The 20,055-nt window shown below is 51.7% G+C and carries 21 protein-coding genes; 16 read left to right on the forward strand and 5 right to left on the reverse strand.

Annotated features, from left to right (window positions below):
• Positions 1-157 precede the first annotated feature (157 nt).
• Positions 158-601, forward strand: a complete 444-nt coding sequence (locus PsAD13_RS03930; RefSeq protein WP_063317307.1) for a YqaA family protein — start codon at positions 158-160, stop codon at positions 599-601.
• Between the two features lie 187 nt (positions 602-788).
• Entirely contained in the window at positions 789-1,463 is a 675-nt protein-coding gene (locus PsAD13_RS03935; RefSeq protein WP_057461644.1) for a GntR family transcriptional regulator, read from the forward strand.
• Positions 1,464-1,496: 33 nt separating this feature from the next.
• Here the strand turns inward: PsAD13_RS03935 and PsAD13_RS03940 are convergent, their stop codons facing one another.
• The 3 genes from PsAD13_RS03940 to PsAD13_RS03950 form a co-directional block, all read right to left on the reverse strand.
• On the reverse strand, positions 1,497-2,393 hold the full coding sequence (locus PsAD13_RS03940; protein WP_063317308.1) for a U32 family peptidase: 897 nt from the start codon (positions 2,391-2,393) through the stop codon (positions 1,497-1,499).
• Between the two features lie 9 nt (positions 2,394-2,402).
• Positions 2,403-3,422, reverse strand: coding sequence for a peptidase U32 family protein (locus tag PsAD13_RS03945; RefSeq protein ID WP_057461646.1), 1,020 nt, complete (start codon positions 3,420-3,422; stop codon positions 2,403-2,405).
• Between the two features lie 71 nt (positions 3,423-3,493).
• Positions 3,494-4,030, reverse strand: coding sequence for an SCP2 sterol-binding domain-containing protein (locus PsAD13_RS03950; RefSeq protein ID WP_057461648.1), 537 nt, complete (start codon positions 4,028-4,030; stop codon positions 3,494-3,496).
• A gap of 149 nt (positions 4,031-4,179) precedes the next feature.
• Here PsAD13_RS03950 and PsAD13_RS03955 point away from each other — a divergent pair, with 149 nt between their 5' ends.
• The 7 genes from PsAD13_RS03955 (at position 4,180) to PsAD13_RS28025 (ending at position 11,008) form a co-directional block, all read left to right on the forward strand.
• On the forward strand, positions 4,180-5,748 hold the full coding sequence (locus PsAD13_RS03955) for a UbiD family decarboxylase (protein WP_063317309.1): 1,569 nt from the start codon (positions 4,180-4,182) through the stop codon (positions 5,746-5,748).
• A gap of 5 nt (positions 5,749-5,753) precedes the next feature.
• Positions 5,754-6,317 carry a UbiX family flavin prenyltransferase gene (locus tag PsAD13_RS03960; RefSeq protein WP_063317310.1) on the forward strand — a complete coding sequence of 188 codons (564 nt, stop codon included), beginning with the start codon at positions 5,754-5,756 and terminating at the stop codon, positions 6,315-6,317.
• Positions 6,318-6,464: 147 nt separating this feature from the next.
• Positions 6,465-6,803, forward strand: coding sequence for a hypothetical protein (locus tag PsAD13_RS03965; RefSeq protein ID WP_057461653.1), 339 nt, complete (start codon positions 6,465-6,467; stop codon positions 6,801-6,803).
• Between the two features lie 100 nt (positions 6,804-6,903).
• Entirely contained in the window at positions 6,904-7,623 is a 720-nt protein-coding gene (locus PsAD13_RS03970) for an aspartate/glutamate racemase family protein (RefSeq protein WP_057461654.1), read from the forward strand.
• A 35-nt stretch (positions 7,624-7,658) separates the two neighbouring features.
• Positions 7,659-9,407: a gamma-glutamyltransferase gene (gene ggt / locus PsAD13_RS03975; protein ID WP_063317311.1), complete on the forward strand. Its 1,749-nt coding sequence runs from the start codon at positions 7,659-7,661 to the stop codon at positions 9,405-9,407.
• Between the two features lie 216 nt (positions 9,408-9,623).
• Entirely contained in the window at positions 9,624-10,676 is a 1,053-nt protein-coding gene (locus PsAD13_RS03980) for an MFS transporter (RefSeq protein ID WP_208986403.1), read from the forward strand.
• Positions 10,634-11,008, forward strand: a complete 375-nt coding sequence (locus PsAD13_RS28025) for an MFS transporter (protein ID WP_244275093.1) — start codon at positions 10,634-10,636, stop codon at positions 11,006-11,008. The genes PsAD13_RS03980 and PsAD13_RS28025 overlap by 43 nt, the downstream gene beginning before the upstream one ends.
• Positions 11,009-11,034: 26 nt before the next feature.
• Here PsAD13_RS28025 and guaD read toward each other — a convergent pair whose 3' ends face one another.
• Both guaD and PsAD13_RS03990 read right to left on the reverse strand, forming a co-directional pair.
• The gene (gene guaD, locus PsAD13_RS03985; protein WP_063317312.1) at positions 11,035-12,360 is read right to left on the reverse strand and encodes a guanine deaminase; all 1,326 of its coding nucleotides are present in this window, start codon (positions 12,358-12,360) and stop codon (positions 11,035-11,037) included.
• A 119-nt stretch (positions 12,361-12,479) separates the two neighbouring features.
• On the reverse strand, positions 12,480-13,013 hold the full coding sequence (locus PsAD13_RS03990) for an ACT domain-containing protein (protein WP_063317313.1): 534 nt from the start codon (positions 13,011-13,013) through the stop codon (positions 12,480-12,482).
• 436 nt (positions 13,014-13,449) lie between these two features.
• Between PsAD13_RS03990 and PsAD13_RS03995 the strand changes: the two genes are divergently transcribed.
• From PsAD13_RS03995 to cobM, 7 genes are read left to right on the forward strand one after another with little or no spacing between them, the layout of a single operon-like run.
• Entirely contained in the window at positions 13,450-13,713 is a 264-nt protein-coding gene (locus tag PsAD13_RS03995; RefSeq protein WP_063286606.1) for a DUF6732 family protein, read from the forward strand.
• Positions 13,713-14,822 carry a sirohydrochlorin chelatase gene (locus PsAD13_RS04000; RefSeq protein ID WP_063317314.1) on the forward strand — a complete coding sequence of 370 codons (1,110 nt, stop codon included), beginning with the start codon at positions 13,713-13,715 and terminating at the stop codon, positions 14,820-14,822. The genes PsAD13_RS03995 and PsAD13_RS04000 overlap by 1 nt, the downstream gene beginning before the upstream one ends.
• 2 nt (positions 14,823-14,824) lie before the next feature.
• On the forward strand, positions 14,825-15,511 hold the full coding sequence (locus tag PsAD13_RS04005; RefSeq protein WP_063317315.1) for a precorrin-8X methylmutase: 687 nt from the start codon (positions 14,825-14,827) through the stop codon (positions 15,509-15,511).
• Positions 15,508-16,734: a bifunctional cobalt-precorrin-7 (C(5))-methyltransferase/cobalt-precorrin-6B (C(15))-methyltransferase gene (locus PsAD13_RS04010; RefSeq protein WP_063294157.1), complete on the forward strand. Its 1,227-nt coding sequence runs from the start codon at positions 15,508-15,510 to the stop codon at positions 16,732-16,734. Before PsAD13_RS04005 ends, PsAD13_RS04010 begins: the two co-directional genes overlap by 4 nt.
• Complete coding sequence (gene cobI / locus PsAD13_RS04015; RefSeq protein WP_208986405.1) at positions 16,731-17,453, forward strand: precorrin-2 C(20)-methyltransferase; 723 nt, start codon at positions 16,731-16,733, stop codon at positions 17,451-17,453. The genes PsAD13_RS04010 and cobI overlap by 4 nt, the downstream gene beginning before the upstream one ends.
• On the forward strand, positions 17,426-19,279 hold the full coding sequence (gene cobJ, locus PsAD13_RS04020; protein ID WP_063317317.1) for a precorrin-3B C(17)-methyltransferase: 1,854 nt from the start codon (positions 17,426-17,428) through the stop codon (positions 19,277-19,279). The genes cobI and cobJ overlap by 28 nt, the downstream gene beginning before the upstream one ends.
• On the forward strand, positions 19,276-20,055 hold the full coding sequence (cobM, locus tag PsAD13_RS04025; protein ID WP_063317318.1) for a precorrin-4 C(11)-methyltransferase: 780 nt from the start codon (positions 19,276-19,278) through the stop codon (positions 20,053-20,055). Before cobJ ends, cobM begins: the two co-directional genes overlap by 4 nt.

The raw sequence follows: 20,055 nt of genomic DNA on the forward strand, positions 1-20,055 counted from the left end.
TTAGCATAGAGCTCCTTCAGCGCATTTCGTTTAATTAGCTGCAATCAATCGGAAAAATGCGCTCAAGCAAAAACGAGCCCCTTCATAACCTGTACGGAGGGGCGGCTCAATATACTGTGAAATATTACTGCTCAAGTGATTTGGAGTTTTTCTTAAGATGCTCGTGGCTCTTGGTGTTTATGGCGGCTTGTTTGCGTTTTCATTTCTAGCTGCCACGTTAGCTCCGGGCTCATCAGAGGCAGTTCTCAGCGGCTTGTTACTAGCGGGGGGCTGGGATCCGATAATCTTGATTGCATCGGCTTCGCTGGGCAATGTCGCCGGCTCAGTGTTCAACTGGTATTGCGGACGTTTTTTGTCTCACTATAAAGATCGATCGTGGTTCCCGGTAAAAGAACATCAATTCAAGCAAGCTGTGCGCTGGTTTAAGCGTTACGGACAAGCCTCAATGTTGCTCGCATGGGTGCCAGTTATTGGCGACCCACTCACACTCATTGCCGGCACTTTGCGCATGAAATTCATAAACTTTCTGGTGCTGGTCGCAATCGGCAAAGTGGCCCGATATCTGTTTGTGTATTACGCAGTCACGTTTTGGCAGGGATAACCCACGGATTAAGCATGGTTTTAAATAATCAATTCTGATTAGAGTAAATGGCCGAACCCTATGGGTTCTATAGATAAAATTAATTTTATATGTGCAATGCAATTTATCATGACTTAGCGGAAATATCGACAATGCAGAAGGGGGGTGATAGAGAAAAACGATCTTTACTCGAACTCACCTTTTGGAAATGCCTTCGTCCACGTCTAACGTCTCCATCGCTTATCGCAAACTGAAGCAAGCAATCCTCGAAAACCGGCTCGGTCCGGGTACGCAGGTGCTTGAGCAGGAAGCGGCTACCCAGCTGGAAATGAGCCGTACGCCAGTGCGTGAGGCCATGCTAATGCTGCAGAAGGACGGGCTCGTGGAAATGCGCCCGCGTCAGGGTATGCGCGTTCTTCCAATCACTGTCGGCGATATCTCGGAGATCTACGAGATCCTTGAAGTTGTTGAAGGGCTTGCCATTCGCAAGCTTGCTGAAAAGCCAATCAGCGAAAAGCAGGCACGTGCACTTGAGGACTCTGTCACCCTGATGGATCTTTCACTTGAACGTGGAGACCTCAGCGTTTGGACATCTGCTGACAAGAAGTTTCACGAGGATGTCGTCAAGTTTAGCGGCAACGTGCATCTGGAAACTGTCTTCCTACAGCTCTGGGACAGATCGCAACGCGCGCGCAACATGCTGCTGAAAGCGCATGGTGCCCCTGTCAACTCCGCTCAGGAGCATTGGGAGCTGTTGAAGTTTATCAAAGAAGGCAAAGCGGCGGAAGCTGTCGAATTTCAGAAAAGCTTGCGTGCTGAGGCAGCAGAGCAAATCTGTAAAATGATCTTTGACGTGATGAGCGGAATGGTTCCGTCAAACTAAAAGCGGGACCGAAGCCCCGCCTTTCCTGAAATCTTAGTCTGCTTCCCAAAGGTGCCCGGGTTTTCCAGTCACATATCCGTTTGCCAGCGCACCTGGCAGCTGTTGTGTTTGCAGACGTGCTACGGCCTCGGCACTTTCAATCTTTCCGTCAACGAGATCACGATAGATCTTGGCAATCGCAATCATATCAATATCATGCGGTGAAAGACGCAAGCGGCCAACGCCTTTTGTCAAAAGCTCGTCGCGGCCAAGCGTGATGGCTTGAACACTGTGAGACAGTGTTTGAATACCATTCGCTGCAAGGAACTTCTGATCATCCAGTGTCGTTACGTCCATGCCATCGAGATCACGGTCGCAGATGAACTGACAGTTATCTTTGTGCAGCTTGTGAGCGCGTGCATGGTAGCAGCGACCAGAGACGGCCAGTGGCAGACGACCAAATGCAAACAGCTCGATGGTAAGATCTGGCAGAGCCTGCGCAATCGCTTCAACAGACTTGATCGGCAGTTCAACGGGCGGGCAGAACGTTTCCATACCCAGGTTTATGAGAACCTTCGCTGTCTGCTCATTGTAGATGTTGAGGAACGGTCCACCAACGAAAGGTTCACCAGAGCGTTTATGAACACTCGCAATATCGTTAGCTTCTACCAGTTCGCAATCTGCTGAAAGGGCATTGATGGACTTACGATCACGCATGGTGACGGGCAGCGCAATCGTTGAGAAGACAACTGTTTTACCTGCATTGGTGAGGCGCTCATAAATCTCAGGCCACACCTTGTCGTTAAACGGCATGCGTTTGCCACAAATAACTTCGCCAATGTAAACGCGCTCAACAGGAGCTTCATCTGCTACACGCGCATAAAAGTCGACGAGTTTTTCGTTGGACCAGTTGAAGAAGTTAGGACCAATGGAAAGTTCGATCTTGCTCATGATTGGTCCTTATCTCCAGATCTTTTTGTAGGCGCCGGTGGTTTCGCGTCCACCTTCTGTCATTGCGCTCAACATGGCTGAAACTTCTTCTTCCGCATTGCCGCCTGCATCCATGGCATCAACAGCTGCACGGAAGGCTTTCACTACCTGTGAAATGTAGGCTTTACCGCGCTGGCGACCTTCAATCTTAACTGCGGTCACACCTGCTTTTTGAAGGCGCGGCAACAAGCTTGCAGCATTCAGGCTAACTGGGTCTTCAAACAGGTAGGAGGTCTCTCCCTCTGCTTTAAAGCGTCCCTTACAAAGCGTTGGGTATCCAGCAGTTTCGCCTTCACCAAAACCATCAATGGTAAAGCCGCCCAGACGGGCATAAAGATTGCTGCCGTCCTCGTCGTAAGAAACATCGCCTGGAGGGGAGCAAACGCCAGTCAGGTTTGGAGACTTGCCTGTAGCGTATGAAGACAAAGCGCAGCGCCCTTCCGTCATCACGCATAGGCCGCCAAACACAAAGACTTCAGTCTCGACCGTGACCTCTTTATTGAGCTTGACGATTTCTTCAACGGACATGACACGTGGAAGAACCACACGCTGCACGCCAAAGGTGTCCTGATAAAAGCTGATGGACTCTGGTGTTGCCGCAGCAGCTTGTACGGAAAGGTGCAGACGCAGGTTCGGATGCTTCTCTTGTGCGTAGTCAAGCACTGCAATATCGGCAGCAATGATCGCATCAGCACCAGACGCAGAAACAGCATCAACCGCGCGCTTCCAGATGTGTGTGTCACCCGCCCGGGCAAACGTGTTCACAGCAACAAGAACGTGCGAACCGTGCTTGTGAGCGAGGCGAACCCCGGCATTCAGTTCCTTTTCAGAGAAATTCAGACCGGGGAAATTACGAGCGTTGGTTTCGTTGCGCAAACCGCAGTAAATGCTGTGTGCGCCCGCTTCTGCGGCGGCTTTAAGAGCAGCTGGTGTACCGGCTGGGCAAACAAGCTCCAGTGACGGATTATTATCGTTGCGCTGTCCAAGCATAAAACACCTTCCAGAAAATAACAGAGTGAACCACTTGGTTCGCGCAGGGCGCCTTCACCCTGCAGCGGCAATCAGGAAGTGGCAGTTGGTGCGTCGAGTAGTCGGCGCAGATGATCTAATGTCTTGTTGGTCGCTCCATCCACGACTTCACGTGGGCGACCATTGAAACCAAGGAACTCAGCAGGAGAGAGGTCGGCTTCTTCCATGGTGTTGCGAAGCGCAAGCACAGCGTCCGTGTCACCTTCGATCACCAGATCGCGGGTAAAGAAAACGGCATCACCATCGTAGGTGCCATCAACCAGCCCTAACAGGACGATGAGTGGTCCAGAAATACGCGCCGCACCATCAGGCGCATCTTTACGCTTGAACATCTCAACCGTTGCATGTTCGCCATTCGGAATCATGCGGAAGACATGCGGGATATCAATCGGGTCGATTATGAAATGCGTGCGTTTGTATGTGTCCAAACGCTCGAAGAGGTCTGGGCGATTATGGGCAAGCCGACGCACAGCTCGGGTCAGAGCAAAGCCAAGCGGAGGAACCGGCAATATGCCGAGAGCTTTTTGCAGGGCAGGAGGAAACAGGCCTCGGTCCGGTTTAAAGAACATACTTTAATCTCCACTGATCAGTATCCTCTCCTATTAATCCTAGCGGAACTCATCATTGATGGAGGTCAAGGACCAGAGCGACAACACCCTTCAAATGTGTGTTAACCCAGCGAACAGATCCCGAGTTTGCCTAGTAATCTGGAATTGGCATGTATTGGCGTACCGAAAAGAAGTTCGAGACACTCTCCAGCTTTCTCAATGTATTGGAAGCAAAGCAGGAGCTTGTGAGAGTAAAGGCGCCGGTCTCAGCTCAGTTTGAAGCGACAGAAATCCATCGTCAGGTGATTGAGCAGGGCGGTCCCGTGCTTCAGTTTGATAATACGATCACATGTTCGGGAACGCACAGCAATATGCCGCTTCTGACCAATGTGTTCGGCACGCGAGAGCGCGTCGCTCTAGGGCTCGGCTGTGCACCAGATGAGCTTCCGGCCCTAGGTGAACTTCTGGCCTATCTTCGCTCGCCGCAACCACCAAAGGGCCTGAAAGGCTTCATCGATGCGCTGCCTGTTGCCAAAGCAGCCTGGGCAGCTCGTCCAAAACGCTTGCGATCATCTCCACTGATAGACATGCCGGTTGATCTGGAACAGTTCCCAGTGCAGATGTGTTGGCCAAACGATGCTGGCCCGCTGATCACATGGGGCATCGTCATCACACGTCCTCCGGGGAAAGATGATCCCTCTCAATACAATCTGGGTATCTATCGTGCGCAGGTCATCGGCAAAGACAAAGCAATCCTGCGCTGGCTCGCCATGCGTGGTGGAGCAGCCCACCATCGCCTCTGGCAAGCGCGTGGCGAGCGTATGCCGGTTGCCGTGGTCATCGGCGCAGATCCTGCAACAATCTTGTCAGCTGTCATACCAACACCCTCCGATGTCAGCGAACTGATGATTTCCGGTGTCTTGTCCGGTGGACGACCAGAGCTGATCCCATGTAAGCACGTTGACCTGCATGTGCCAGCATCCTCTGAGATTGTTCTGGAGGGCTTTGCGGAGCCATTAGAAACAGCTGAGGAAGGCCCATTCGGGGACCATACCGGCTACTACAACGACCCTGATCAGTTCCCAGTTTTCAAAGTATCGGGTATCCGCGCCCGCAAGGATCCAGTCTACATGAGCACCTTCACCGGCAGAGCGCCAGACGAACCTGCAGTCCTGTCCGAAACCATGAACGATGTTTTCTTGCCATTGCTGAAACAACAAATTCCAGAGGTCGTCGATCTATGGCTCCCGCCTGAGGCGTGTTCCTATCGAATTGCAGTTCTCAAGATCAAAAAAAGTTATCCCGGTCAGGCACGCCGCGTGATGATGGGCATGTGGTCGCTGCTGCCTCAATTCACCATGACCAAGCTGATCATCACCGTTGATGAAGACATAGACTGCAGAAGCTGGAGCGATGTGATGTGGGCCGTTGCCACCCGCATGGACCCATCTCGTGATCTCGTTGTTCTGGATCGCACGCCTGTCGACACATTGGATTTTGCATCTGGTTTGGAGGGTCTGGGAGGCAAACTTGGTATTGATGCAACGACCAAAATCGGATCAGAAACGCGCACTGACTGGCCAGAAGTGATGCGTATGCCGGAAGAGCTGACCAAGAAGGTTGAAGATCGCTGGGATGAACTGTTCCCCGGTGGCTTGCCTAAAAAACAAAACCAGGATCAACCAAAGGATGCTATCACCCCTTCAGAGATAAAGAATTCTCCTGAAGGAAGTGAGTAGGCTGCATGACGAAGCGTATCATTGTCGGAGTATCGGGCGCATCCGGAGCTCAACTTGCTCTGAAAACGCTGGAAATCCTGAAAGTGCTGAGTGTCGAAACGCATCTGGTGCATTCAAAAGGAGCCGTTGCTTCTGTCCAACATGAGCTTGGCAAGGATGGTGTTGAGCAGCTCAAAGCACTTGCATCCATCACCTACACACCTGATGAAATGACAGCCGCTATTGCAAGCGGCTCGTTCCACACTGACGGTATGATCATCACGCCATGCTCCATGCGTACACTATCAGGTGTGGCCTATTCGTTCTCGGATAATCTGCTCACACGCGCTGCTGATGTTGTGCTCAAAGAGCGCCGCAAGTTGGTTCTCGTCCCGCGTGAGACACCTTTGCATGAGGGGCATTTGGAGGCGATGCTCAAGGTGACTCGGATGGGTGGAATTATCGCACCGCCGGTGCCTCCATTTTATGCAGATATGCAAAACAAAGCGGATATGCTCAAAGAAATTGCTGCTCGCGGCATTAATACACTAGGAATTGATCCCGGCGTGAACATGACTAAGTGGCAATAGAATTATCCTAGGTTACTTTACTGTAATCTTATGAAAATTCATCTTCCACTTTGCGGCTTAAGTTTACCGGCGATAGCTACCTTTACCTCGGAATTGAATAGGTAATTTCTATTCAATTTTAATAGAAAAATACTAAAGGTGAAGATAATGTCCCTGTGTTTTAAGCGCCCCCTCTGGTTTGGCCTCTTCGTATTTTCGGCTCTTTTCCTAGTGTTAGCGCTAGGTCAGAAAGCGAATGCGACATCTATCACTCTGGATACCACTGATACCGAACTCTGCGAAGTTCAGGTCACAATTGGACCGGAGGCTCCCAACGGACCCATTCATAGATTTACTGATATCGATGCGGATGATCGCTACACCTTCCAGACGAATAAGCTCTGCAATCGCCGCTCTGTAGGTGGTGAGGCATGCCTGGAAGATTACACCGAATGGTCATGTTGTGAAGCGAAAGACGGCGAGGACATCACCTGCAGAGTGCCTTAAATTAGGTCTCCCAGCTCAATTGCACAAAAAACGACCTTCTCTAAGTCGGCGCAATTTGCCAACATAGTTCCTACGACGAGTATTGTATGTCGAGGAATATATGAAAACGATTGGCTTATTAGGAGGAATGAGCTGGGAGAGCACTGCTACTTATTACAGACTGATTAATCAGCAAACACGTTTACGGCTTGGCGGACTCCACTCTGCTGAGTTGGTTTTATGGTCTTTTGATTTTTCTCAGATCGAGTTGCTTCTTGCTCACGGAGAGTGGGAAGAAGCGGGTAACCTGCTAAAACAGGCGGCGCTGAAATTAGAAGGTGCCGGTGCTGATTGCATTGTGATCTGTGCGAACACAATGCACAAAGTCGCCTCCTACATCCAGGATGGTTTGACGATCCCATTCATTCATATTGCTGAAACAACTGCGAATGCCATTCAAAAGGTAAAGCGCAGGAAACCACTTTTGCTTGCAACGCGCTACATTATGGAACAGGATTTTTACATCAGAAGATTGCAGGATACCTACGGATTATCGGTAGTGATCCCTGACAATGGAGGGCAAGCCGTCGTCCATGACATCGCCTATAATGAATTGTGTCGGGGCCAGATTAATGAGGATTCTCGCCGCACACTCTTGCAGATTGTCAGAAAAGCACAGGACCAGGGTGCAGATAGTGTCATTCTGGGGTGCACAGAGCTTGGACTGTTGGTGGGACAGGAGGATATTTCAGCTCCGGTCGTTGATAGCACCACGGAACATGTGCGTGGAATTTTGGATTTTGCATTGAAGAATGAAAGTGAATTTGAAGAGCTAGTCTAATCAGCGGGAATTTGCCCGCTTCAGGAGGGAAAATAATGAAGAAACTATGGGTCTCTGCCGTACTGGCAGCAGGGCTTGCTTTACCTGCGCAAGCGCAGGAGGCGGCGGACAGTATTGCGCCGGAAATGGCAAGCGGAATCTCCGACAAGCAAATGGTAACCGCGCAGAAGTTTATGGTGGTTGCTGCAAACCCTCATGCATCAAAAGCGGGTTTTGATGTTTTGAAAGCTGGCGGAAATGCCATTGATGCAATGGTCGCTGTGCAGCTCATGTTGGGATTGGTTGAACCTCAATCCTCCGGGATCGGCGGTGGTGCCTTCCTCGTTTATTACGACGCAGAAGCGGGCGAGCTGACCACATATGACGGTCGTGAAACAGCGCCTGTATCCGCAACACCAGAATTGTTTCAAAACGAAAACGGCGAACCGCTCAAATTCTATGATGCAGTTGTTGGCGGCCTATCTGTAGGAACGCCAGGCACAGTAAAGCTGCTGTATGATACTCATGCGAAATTGGGCTCTCTGCCATGGGCAGATCTGGTTGCACCTGCCATCAAACTCGCAACAGACGGCTTTGAAGTTTCGCCACGCCTGAACGCTTTGATCACCAATGATCAAGAGCGCCTCTCTCGTTTCGAAACAACGAAAAACTACTTCCTGCCGGGTGGCACTCCTTTGCCAGTTGGGCACCTGCTCAAAAACCCAGAGTATGCAGCGACACTGACTGCAATTTCTCAAAATGGAGCGGACGGTTTCTATTCCGGAGATATTGCAAAGTCCATCGTTGAGACTGTTCAGTCTGCTAAGGGCAATCCGGGTAAACTGGCTCTTGAGGATCTGGCAAACTACCAAATCAAAGAGCGTGCCGCTGTTTGTGCAGAGTACCGCGCCTTTGAAGTTTGTGGCATGGGCCCACCATCCTCTGGCGCTCTGACTGTTGGTCAAATCCTCGGTCAGCTCAACAGCTATGACCTGCCTTCCATGAACTCAGGCGATCCGAATGCATGGCGCTTGATTGGTGATGCATCCCGTCTCGCCTTCTCTGATCGCGGTCGTTACATGGCGGACAGTGATTATGTGCCAATGCCAACCAAAGGCCTTGTTGCGCCTGCTTACCTCAAAGAGCGCGCAGAGTTGCTGAGTGGTGACAAAGCATTGTCAAAAGAGCAGGTGGTGCCGGGGAACCCAACCTGGGATCACGCCTTGTTGCTGGCTGACGATGAGAGCATTGAACTGCCATCAACCAGTCATTTCTCAATCGTAGATGCAAACGGCAATGCTGTTTCCATGACGACCACAATTGAGAACGGCTTTGGCTCACGTTTGATGACAAATGGTTTCCTGCTCAACAACGAGTTGACGGACTTCTCTTTCCGTACGCATCGTGACGGTGTGCCGATTGCGAACCGCGTTGAGCCGGGCAAACGTCCACGTTCATCTATGTCTCCGACAATCGTGATGAAGGACGACAAACCATTCGTTGTTGTTGGGTCTCCGGGCGGCAGCCGCATCATTGGCTATGTTGCAACAACACTGGTTGCGAACCTGGATTGGGGAATGAACATTCAGGAGGCGATTTCTATGCCGCATCTGGTCAATCGCTTTGGTACCTATGACCTCGAGAAGGGCACCGCCGCTGAAAAGCTGCAACCAGCTCTGGATGCTATGGGTTACAAAACCAATATTCGCGACCTCAATTCGGGCCTTCATGGAATTGTGATCACGGCAGATGGCCTGCAAGGTGGCGTAGATCCACGCCGCGAAGGTCTTGCTCTGGGTGAATAAAAACCAGAATTAACGAAGCTGAGGCTCGAGAGATCGGCATAATTGTCTCTTGAGCCTTAGCACCCTGCTAAGCGTGTACCAAAGTACGCTCTTAGGTGTCTTCCTTCCTCTGTGATAGCTAGAAACTCTTGAAATTGGCTGTGCCTGTCGGCTCTGGCCTGTGAGGTGCTAGTGCCTATGACGGAGCTACTCCAACATCCACCCCAAGATACTTGCATGCCATCCGTCGTGCATCGGTGGGTGCTGCTGGCTGCAATGAGTTTCATCCTTGGGCTCGCTTTGTTGGATGAAACAGTCGTCAGTCTGGCTCTGCCAACCATCTCAGAAGAGTTTGGTATGACACTCACTCAAGCCCATTGGGTGGTGAATTCCTATCTGTTGATGTTCGCAGCTTTGGTGGCTCTGGGTGGCAAGCTCGCTGATCTGGTGAACATCAATTACCTCATCCTCTCTGGCATGATCATCTTCGGTCTGGCGTCGCTGGCCTGTGGTTTTGCGCCAAACGGAGGCTTCCTCGTAGGCGCACGTGTCGTGCAGGGGGGTGGCGCTGCAATCATGTTCCCTCTGCCCATTGTTGCTATTTCACGCATATTCCCACCCGAACGCAGAGGTTTTGCATTAGGCGTGTTCGGCTCAATCGCCACTATCTTTCTGTCTTCGGGGCCACTCGTGAGCGGCTACTTCACGAGTTATTTCTCTTGGCGATGGATTTTCTGGATCAACCCACCCTTTGTTCTGATTGTTTGTCTGGTAATTGCATTTGCTCCGTTGAAAGGACGCATTGCTCACGGACAGGATAAAAGTCTTTCGGATTACTCATTTGACTGGCTCGGCATTACCACATTGCTTGTGGGGCTTTTCTTCTTCGTTCTGGCCATCATGCAAGCGCCGGAATGGGGTTGGACATCAAGAGATATCGTCTTGTCATTTGTTGTTGGGGTGTCCGCGCTAGCCATCTTCCTCTGGAATGAACTGCATATAAAAGCGCCGCTCATTCAAGTGCGTTTCTTCAAGAAGCCTTCCTTCGCAGTTGCGGCATTTGTGGTCTTTCAGGCGCAATATTCCAAGATTGCAATGTTCATTTTTGGAGCTTTGTACTTTCAGGATAAACTCGGCTTTGCTCCGTTCTTCGCAGGTTTAGCATTGATGTCGGCAGTCGTGATGAATGCAGCAACGGCGGGCTTGAGTGGTGTTTGCGTCGATAAGTTTGGGTTCGTACGCCGGCCATGTGGGGGCTGCTGGTGCTGTCCAGTTCCACTCTGTGGCTAACAGCCTTTATCTCACAGGATAACTATTGGTTGCTGCTCCCCGCGCTTCTCGCATGGGGAGCGGCAATGCCATTGTTGTTTCTGCCATCAATGAAGTCATCAGTGGACTCAGTTGAGCTAACGAAGAAGGGACAGGCGAGTGGTGTGATGATCACATCTCAAATGTTGGGTGGCACAATAGGAATGTCCATCTCTAGTTCGATCTTCCTTTTCACTGAAAGCTATGAGTACGTATTCGGCGCCGCAGCAGCTGTCACTCTGCTGTGCTACCTGCTGTCCTTCATGTACTTTGGAAAAGGCACTGGTGCCTTCAACAGTGAAAAACAGAGCTGATGCAATCACCAGCTCTGATCATAGTGTTATCCCGCTTGAGAATAGACCCGCTTACCATCCACATAAGTCGCTGCAATCGCACGATCATCGCCAAGGATCATCTGAATAAACAGCTGCTCAATCACATTATTGGCGTAAGCCATACGGTGGCGGATCAGTGGTGTTGAGAGCGGGTCAATAATAGCGAAATCCGCTTCCATACCCACTTTGATGTTACCGATCTGGTTTTCCTGATAAAGCGCTTTGGCTGAACCAACCGTCGCCAGATAATAGGCCTGTACCGGGTGCAATGAGTAGCCCTGCAACTGGGCAACCTCATAGGCCGTCCGCATTGTGGTCAGCATGGAGAAGCTGGAGCCACCACCCACATCTGTTGCCAGCCCTACAGTGATTGGCTCATGTGTAAAATGAGAACCGCGCACATCAAACAAGCCAGAACCAATAAAAGTGTTTGAGGTTGGACAATGTGCAATTGATGTCCCGGTTTCATGAATAAGCGCTTTTTCACGGTCATTCAGATAAATCCCATGCCCAAGCACACAGCCCTTTCCCAGCAAGCCAAAGTGCTCGTAAACGCCAACGTAATCAGGATGCTCAGGATATAGCTCTCCCACCCATTCCAGTTCCTGACGGTTCTCAGAAGTATGGGTCTGTAGCAAAGCTTCAGGATGCTCTTTCCAGAGAGCTCCGGTCGCTTCCATCTGCTCAGGAGTAGACGTTGGTGCAAAGCGGGGAGTTATGGAGTAGAGCGCACGACCCTGCCCATGCCATTTCTCCAACAATGCTTTGGATTGATCATAACCTGTCTGCGCCGTATCACGCAGGTTTTCTGGCGCGTTGCAGTCCATCATGACTTTACCGGCAGCGATGCGCATGTTGTATCGCGCAGCCTGCTCAAACAGCGCATCCACGGACTCAGGATGAATGGTGCAGTAAACGGAAGCACTGGTGATGCCGTTTGAAAAGCTTTGCTGCAAATAAACGTCGGCAGCACGGCGCGCGTAGTCAATGGCGCCAAATTTGGCTTCAGCTGGGAAGGTATAAGTGTTGAGCCACTCGATCAGCTGAGCGCCGTAGGAAGCAATAACCTCTGTCTGCGGATAATGAACATGGCAATCCACAAAGCCCGGTAGAATGAATTTGCCGCTGTGATCATGAACAACAGCATCACTTGGCAGCGTCTTAATCAGCTCTGCCGCGTCGCCAACTGCGGTAATCCTACCGTTTTCTGTAACAACCAGCCCATCAGACCAGTCTGTCAGTGCCTCTGCCGGATTATCGCAGAACGGATCGCCGCTAAATTGGAATACATGGCCGCGAAGCGCTGTAATCGTCCGAACAGTGTCTTGCATCAGATCTTCCCCGGGAATTGAACCAAACAGCCATATCTAGCGTAAATCCCGGTAGGGATCGAGGGTAAATACGTAATTACCCGGGAGAGATCTGAGAACAACGTGATGCGTGTAAGAGATCAGTCCTCTTCTACTGCTGCCTCATTGAGTTCAACGTCAATCATCAGATCAGCCGCAATACCTTCCAATGCTTCAGAGACTTCTGCCGGCGACAGATGTGGCGGAATAATAATGCGAGCATTTGCGCGGAACATAAGATCACCACTCATGGAACCCGGTTCAACCAGTGACTCCAGAGTTTCGATGCTCACATGAAGATCTGCCAGCACGCTGGAGACACGACTGATCATGCCGGGTTGATCTTGTCCCAGAATATGAAGAAGCGCATGAGCACCTGCTGGCGCATCACCCGTGTTGTGAACGTGAATGCCAATGGTAAGCCCCACAGACTCAAGCTTGGTCAGAGTTGCTGAAAGGTCTGCTGCCTGTGCTTTTTCAACATGCACACGAACAATCCCCGCAAACTGGCCTCCCAGACGCGAGAGGGAACTGTCGATCCAGTTCGCTTTGTGATCAGCAACCACCTTGGAGATTTCACCAACCAGACCTGGGCGGTCATCGGCAACAACGGTGAGGACAAGCTCTTTTTTCATAACGCATTCTCCACAAAAGCGACCCCTGTGATAGGCTAGGGCCCTGCCTATAATAGCAATGCCAGATGTAGGTGTAAGTCAAACACTTCGATCAAGTTACCCGTATTTTTGCACCTAAGAAAACCTCTGGTATCGACCAATTGCGCAAATTATCATCTTGCTATCTCCAGGGTCGCCAACTAGCTTGCTCCTCGTAAAACTATGGACGGCGTCCCGTGACGGACTGAAATGGATTTCGGGGGCGGTCGACCCACATCGGGGGCCAGAATCGAAGCTGTCTGACGAAATAATGTGTGAAGCTGCGGACTTATAGTGCGCGGTTGATGTTCTATTTCGTTGGTCCATCTATTGTCTTTGCGACGTCTCCTTAAATGACAGCGATAAACCCCTGTTGCCAGTGGCAATGGAAGGCACCGCTGCATGTTGGAGATAGAACATGTCTTATTTTTTGAAGCCCGCGCTCCTCGCAGGAGTGATGGGGCTTTCCTCGTCTGCTGCCTTTGCACATGCGGGACATTTGGGTGAGCTTGCTGGCCACAGCCATTGGATTGGCGTAGCCGCAGTCACCGGCGCTGCAATCATCGCTGGTTTGGCTGCCAAAGCAAAAAAACGATCCTCTTCCTCTGAGGAGAACTCGCCTGAAAATGCTGAGAGCGATGGTGCTCTCTCCCCAGATGGTACAGAAGCAGAGCCAGCATAATGACAATAAAAACAGAAGAAAAACTCGGCGTCATGATCTGCGGACATGGCAGTCGAAACAAAGGTGCAGTCGCCGAATTTGCCCGCCTTGCAAAAGGTATGCGTGAGAGATTTCCGGATCTTCCAGTGGACTATGGATACCTTGAGTTCGCAAATCCAGTGATCCATTCAGGTCTGGACAATCTGCGCGAGCAGGGGTGCACCCGCATTCTTGCAGTTCCAGGCATGCTGTTTGCTGCTGGACACGCTAAAAACGATATTCCATCTGTGCTCAACACCTATCAGGCCAAACATCCTGAAGTGTCCATCGAATATGGCCGCGAACTGGCCGTCGATACACGCATGGTACAGGCTGCAGGCGCACGCATTCAGGAAGCCATCGATGCAGCTGGTCCTGATGTAAAGCCGGAAGAAACCCTGCTTATGGTAGTTGGCCGTGGTGCATCAGATCCGGATGCAAATTCCAACGTTGCCAAAATCACCCGCATGTTGTGGGAAGGTTTCGGCTTTGGTTGGGCGGAAACATGCTATTCTGGCGTAACCTTCCCGCTCGTTGAACCGGGGCTGGAGCATGCTGTTAAGCTTGGTTACAAGCGTATCGTTGTGTTCCCATACTTCCTGTTCACTGGCGTTCTTGTACAGCGTATTTACAACTTCACCGATGAAGTTGCCGCACGCCACCCAGATATTGAGTTTATCAAAGCAGGCTATCTGAACGATCACCCGAAGGTCATCGACACCATGCAGGAGCGTGTGACGGAGATTGTTCAGGGTTCAAACAACATGAACTGCCAGCTCTGTAAGTACAGAGAACAGGTTCTTGGGTTTGAGGCTGAGATCGGTTTGCCACAGGAGAGCCATCACCACCACGTGGAAGGCTTGGGTGATGAAGCTGAATGCAAGCTGTGTGATGTGACGTGTACTGGAGAGTGCGACAGCAAGGGCGCGGATGCTCACGATCATGCGCATAGTCACTCCCATGACCACAGCCACGGGCATGGACACCACCATCATCACGGTGATGACCACGGACATGATCACCATCATCATCCGTATCCCCATGCAGATCACCCGCTTGGGCCAAAATCCATGTTGAAGGATGATGCCTGAGAATGGGCCAGAACGTGAATCCAGAAGTTCTGGCGCCCTACGATTACATTAAGGATCCTGCCGAAATCTATCGGCAGTCCTTTTCAATCGTACGGACAGAGGCTGACTTAAAGTGCCTGCCAGATAACTTGAGGCCTGTTGCAGTCCGCCTGATCCATTCCTGTGGGATGACTGACATACCGCAGGATTTGGCATATTCTGAGGATGTAGTTGCCAAAGCAAACGAGGCTCTGCGAAACGGTGCTCCGGTGCTGACGGATGTCGAGATGGTTGCACATGGTATCATCCGCAAATACCTGCCAGCAGACAATCAAGTCATCTGCACTTTGAACCAGCCAGACGTGCCCGAGCTTGCAAAACAGCTCGGCACAACAAGGTCGGCTGCGGCTGTTGAGCATTGGAGATCGCATCTGGAAGGTGCTGTTATCGCCATTGGCAATGCCCCAACGGCGCTATTTCATCTTCTTGAGATAGTGGCAAATGGTGCCCCAAAGCCAGCAGCTATTCTCGGCTTCCCCGTTGGGTTCGTGGGAGCCGCAGAATCCAAGCAAGCGCTGGCGACAAGTTCACTTAGCATACCGTTTCTAACACTTCAGGGACGCAGAGGTGGCTCTGCAATTGCAGCTGCGGCAGTCAATGCAATGGCAGCAGGCTTGCCTGAAGAAAAGGTGCAGGAGACATCAAAATGAGCAGTCAAACAGCACCTTGGCTCACAATCATCGGCATTGGTGAGGATGGCTTTAACGGCCTGTCTGAAACAGCCAAATCAGCGCTGAAAGCTGCCTCTCTCATCTATGGTGGAGCACGGCATCTGGAACTTTTGCAAGATGGTGCAAGCAACATCAGTTGTGAGATGAAAGCATGGCCATCTCCACTTTCTAAAGGCATTGAAGAACTTGCGGTAAACCGTGGTCAAAACACAGTGGTGTTGGCGACGGGTGATCCGCAATGGTTTGGTATCGGAGCAACACTTCATCGTCAGTTCAGTGCTGAGGAAATCGAGGTCATCCCGCATCTCTCAGCATTCGCTTTGGCTACAAGCCGCTTAGGCTGGCCTCTGCAAAATGTCGAAACCCTCAGCTTGCATGGCCGCCCTCTGGATACCCTGCGCGGTTTCCTCTATCCCGGCGCCCGCATCATCGCACTCACGTCTAATGGTGCAGCCCCAGGTGAGATTGCAGATCTACTCGCTGATGAAGGGTATGGCGCGAGTACCCTAACGATACTTGAGCATCTCGGTGGCCCGCAGGAAAAAGTAATAAGCCGCGAGGCTGAAGAGTATTCTGATCAAGCTGCCGAGCTGAACACGATTGCGATTGAAGCCAAACCAATTCCAAACACGCCTGTCTTGTCACGCACGCCCGGTCTGCCGGATTCTGCGTTCCGTCATGATGGAAAAATGACCAAACAGGAAGTACGGGCTGTTACGCTTGCCAAGCTTGCACCTATTCCGGGGCAGCTCCTGTGGGACATTGGCGCTGGCAGTGGATCCATCGGTATCGAATGGCTGCGGGCTGCAAAGGACACCAAGGCTCTTGCCATTGAGCCGTTGGAAAAACGGCATGTGTTCATTCGTGGAAATGCAGCAGCTCTCGGGACTCCTACGCTTCAGCTGATTGAAGGCAAAGCCCCCGAGGCACTTGATAACTTGCCGCAGCCAAATGCGATTTTTGTCGGAGGTGGCCTCACATCAGCGGGTATACTCAAAACATGCTTTGAAGCGCTGCCATCAGGAGGTCGCTTGGTTGCCAATGCTGTTACTCTGGAAGGAGAGCAAGTGCTGGCAGAGGGCTGGAAGAAGTACGGTGGAGATCTAAGCCGTATAGCAATCTCAAGAGCCGATCCCATTGGCGGTCTCACGGGTTGGCGTCCATTGATGCCGGTAACACAATGGAGCTTGGTAAAGTCATGACTGGTACGCTCTATGGCGTTGGTCTTGGACCAGGAGATCCTGAGCTTTTAACGCTAAAAGCTCACCGGCTCATTTGTTCTGCAAAAACTATCGCATACCCAGCGGCAGTTGGAGTGCCCAGTTTTGCTCGGCAAATTGCAGCATCGTATATTCAAGAGGGAACAACAGAAGTCCCGATTGAAATGCCGATGAAGGTCGAACGGTTCCCCGCGAAGGAAATCTACGATCAGGCAGCAGAAACGATCTCAGAGAAATTGAAAGCCGGAGAAGATGTTGTCGTTCTGTGTGAGGGCGATCCATTTCTCTATGGCTCGTTCATGTACCTCTACGAGCGTTTGCGCGGTAACTTTGCCTGCGAAATCGTGCCGGGCGTATCATCAGTCAATGCCTGTGCTGCTGCGCTCGGCAGGCCCCTCGCTGCGCGCAATGAAGTGCTGACAATCATTCCCGGTCCGCTGGAAGATGAGCAACTTCAACACCGCATTGAGCAGTCCGACGCTTTCGTTATCATGAAGGTCGGGCGTCATCTACCGCGCGTCAAGGCTCTGCTTGAAAAACTGGGATTACTTGGTGCAGCAGGATACGTCGAACGGGCGACCCTGCCGGAAATGGTCGTGGCCCGTCTGGCTGACTATCCAAATGAAACTGCGCCGTATTTTTCAATGATAATTGTATATAAGGGAGAAGAGGCATGGACGTTGCACCCGCAATCGTTGTGATCAGCCCGGTCGCTCTGAAAACCGCTCAGAAGCTCTCCACTGTACTGGATGAAAGCCTCATTCACGGCTTTGCAAGAAACGGTTCAAAGCCGAATGTAGATTATCATCTGTCCTTCTCTGAACCGATGGATCATCTGCGGTCCTTGTTTCAGTCAGGAACACCAATCATCGGTATTTGTGCCGCGGGAATTCTCATCCGCGCGCTCGCGCCTGTCTTGGCAGAAAAGCGAAATGAACCACCTGTCATTGCAGTGTCAGAAGATGGATCAAGCGTCGTTCCGCTGCTTGGCGGCCATCGCGGTGCCAACGCCTTAGCTCATGAAATTGCAGAGGTCCTGCAAGGTCATGCTGCGATCACGACCGCAGGCGACACTGTCTTTGGTGTTGCGCTTGATGATCCACCAGAAGGTTGGACGCTCGCCAATCCATTAGATGCCAAGTCTGTTATGGCACATATGCTGGCAGGCGACACCGTAAAGCTCTCCGGTCAGGCAGACTGGTTGGAGGCGGCGACTCTTCCTGTTGCGGATGATGCCGAACTGGAAATTGTTGCAACCGAGCGACCTCATGATGGACACAGCGGAAAGCTCGTGTTCCACCCTCAAACTCACGTGGTCGGTCTTGGCTGTTCCCGAGGGTGCTCTCTTGAGGAGCTGGATGAGCTTCTCCAAAGAGGCTTGGAACAGGCAAACGTCTCAATGGGAGCCGTAGCAGCTTTCGCGAGTATCGACCTTAAGGCTGATGAAGTGGCAATGAACAAGCTCGCTGCCCGCTACAACAAGCCCTTCCGCCTGTTCACAGCTGGTGAGCTCAACGAACACAAAGATCGCCTGCAAAATCCCTCTGATGTTGTCTTTGCCGAGGTTGGCTGCCATGGCGTGAGTGAAGGCTCTGCATTGGCTGGTGTTGGTACATCCGGTGAACTCGTGCTGGAAAAGCAGAAAACCGCAAACGCCACAGTTGCTATTGCCAGAGCGCCGGTTCCGGTGAAACACGAGAAACTCGGCAGAGCCAGAGGTCGCCTGCATGTCATCGGCATTGGGCCGGGACAGGAGGCATGGCGTACGCCAGAAGCCTCCAGTTGGTTGGCAGAGGCAGATGAAGTCGTCGGCTACGGCCTCTATCTCGACCTCGTCTCATCCCTGATCAGAGGCAAGCAACGCCATGCGTTCCCATTGGGAGCAGAAGAAGAGCGTGTCCGTTTCGCACTCGAAAGAGCTGGACAAGGCCACAACGTTGCGCTGGTCTGTTCAGGAGACTCTGGTGTTTATGCCATGGGAGCCCTGGTCTTCGAACTACTAGACCGCGCACAGGATAAGGGTGGCGTTAGCGATGCAGCTCGCCGCGTTGAAGTTGCATCTGCACCGGGCATCTCCGCAATGATCGCTCTCAGCAACCGCATCGGAGCGCCGCTGGGACATGACTTCTGTGCCATTTCTCTGTCAGACCTTCTCACTCCATGGGAAACAATTCAGCAGCGCCTGGAAGGTGCAGCAATCGGTGACTTCGTGATTGGGTTCTATAACCCAGTCTCCAAGCGCCGCCGCACGCAATTGGCTTGGGCACGGGAGAAGCTGCTGGAACATCGTCCTGAAAATACGCCGGTTATTCTCGGTGCGAACATCGGGCGAGAGAATGAGGTCATCACCACCACAACGCTGAAGGATCTGCAAGTCGATGATGTCGACATGCTAACCACGGTCATTGTGGGATGTAGCCAAACCCGCTTGGGAGGCAACGGCCAGTCCTTGCATTTTGTCTACACACCGCGTGGTTATGCCAAAAAAATCGATGCACCAGAGAAAGAAACGGAGACAGCAGCGTGACGGTTCATTTCATTGGAGCAGGGCCGGGTGATCCCGAACTGATTACGGTACGCGGGCTAAAGCTCATCGAAAAATGCAAAGTCTGCCTCTACGCAGGCTCGTTGGTACCGCCTGCTATTGTCGAGGCCGCACCAGAAGATGCATTGGTCATGGATACAGCTTCCATGACCCTTGATGAAATCATCGACGAAATTGCAAAGGCTCACGAAAAAGATCTGGATGTGGCACGGGTCCACTCCGGCGATCCATCCATTTATGGTGCCACTGCGGAACAGATGCGCAGATTGGATGATCTGGGCATTGAGTACGATGTAACTCCGGGTGTACCTGCATTCGCTGCGGCGGCTGCGGCCTTGAAAACCGAGTTGACGATCCCTGAAATCGCACAGAGCATCATCGTCACCAGAACCTCGATGAAGTCCTCAGGCATGCCTGAGGGGGAGGATCTGGAAACGCTGGGCCGCTCTGGCGCGACATTGGCAATCCATCTCAGTGTCAGAAATCTGGGAGAGATCTATCGGAAGCTGGCTCCGCTCTATGGTGAAGATTGTCCGGTGATCATCGCCTACCGCGTGGGTTGGCCGGATGAGGCATTCATTCATGGCACATTGGCTGATATTCGTGAAAAAGCAAAAGCCTCAAAGATCACAAGAACGGCTCTTATCTTCGTTGGGCCAGCCTTGAAGGCAGGGAAAGAGTTTCGAGACAGTGCGCTCTATGATGCCAACCACGTTCACGTTCTTCGTCCAAAGAAGAAAGCAAAAGTGACTGCGTAG

It is taken from the genome of Pseudovibrio sp. Ad13, from assembly GCF_001623225.1.
Taxonomy (GTDB): domain Bacteria; phylum Pseudomonadota; class Alphaproteobacteria; order Rhizobiales; family Stappiaceae; genus Pseudovibrio.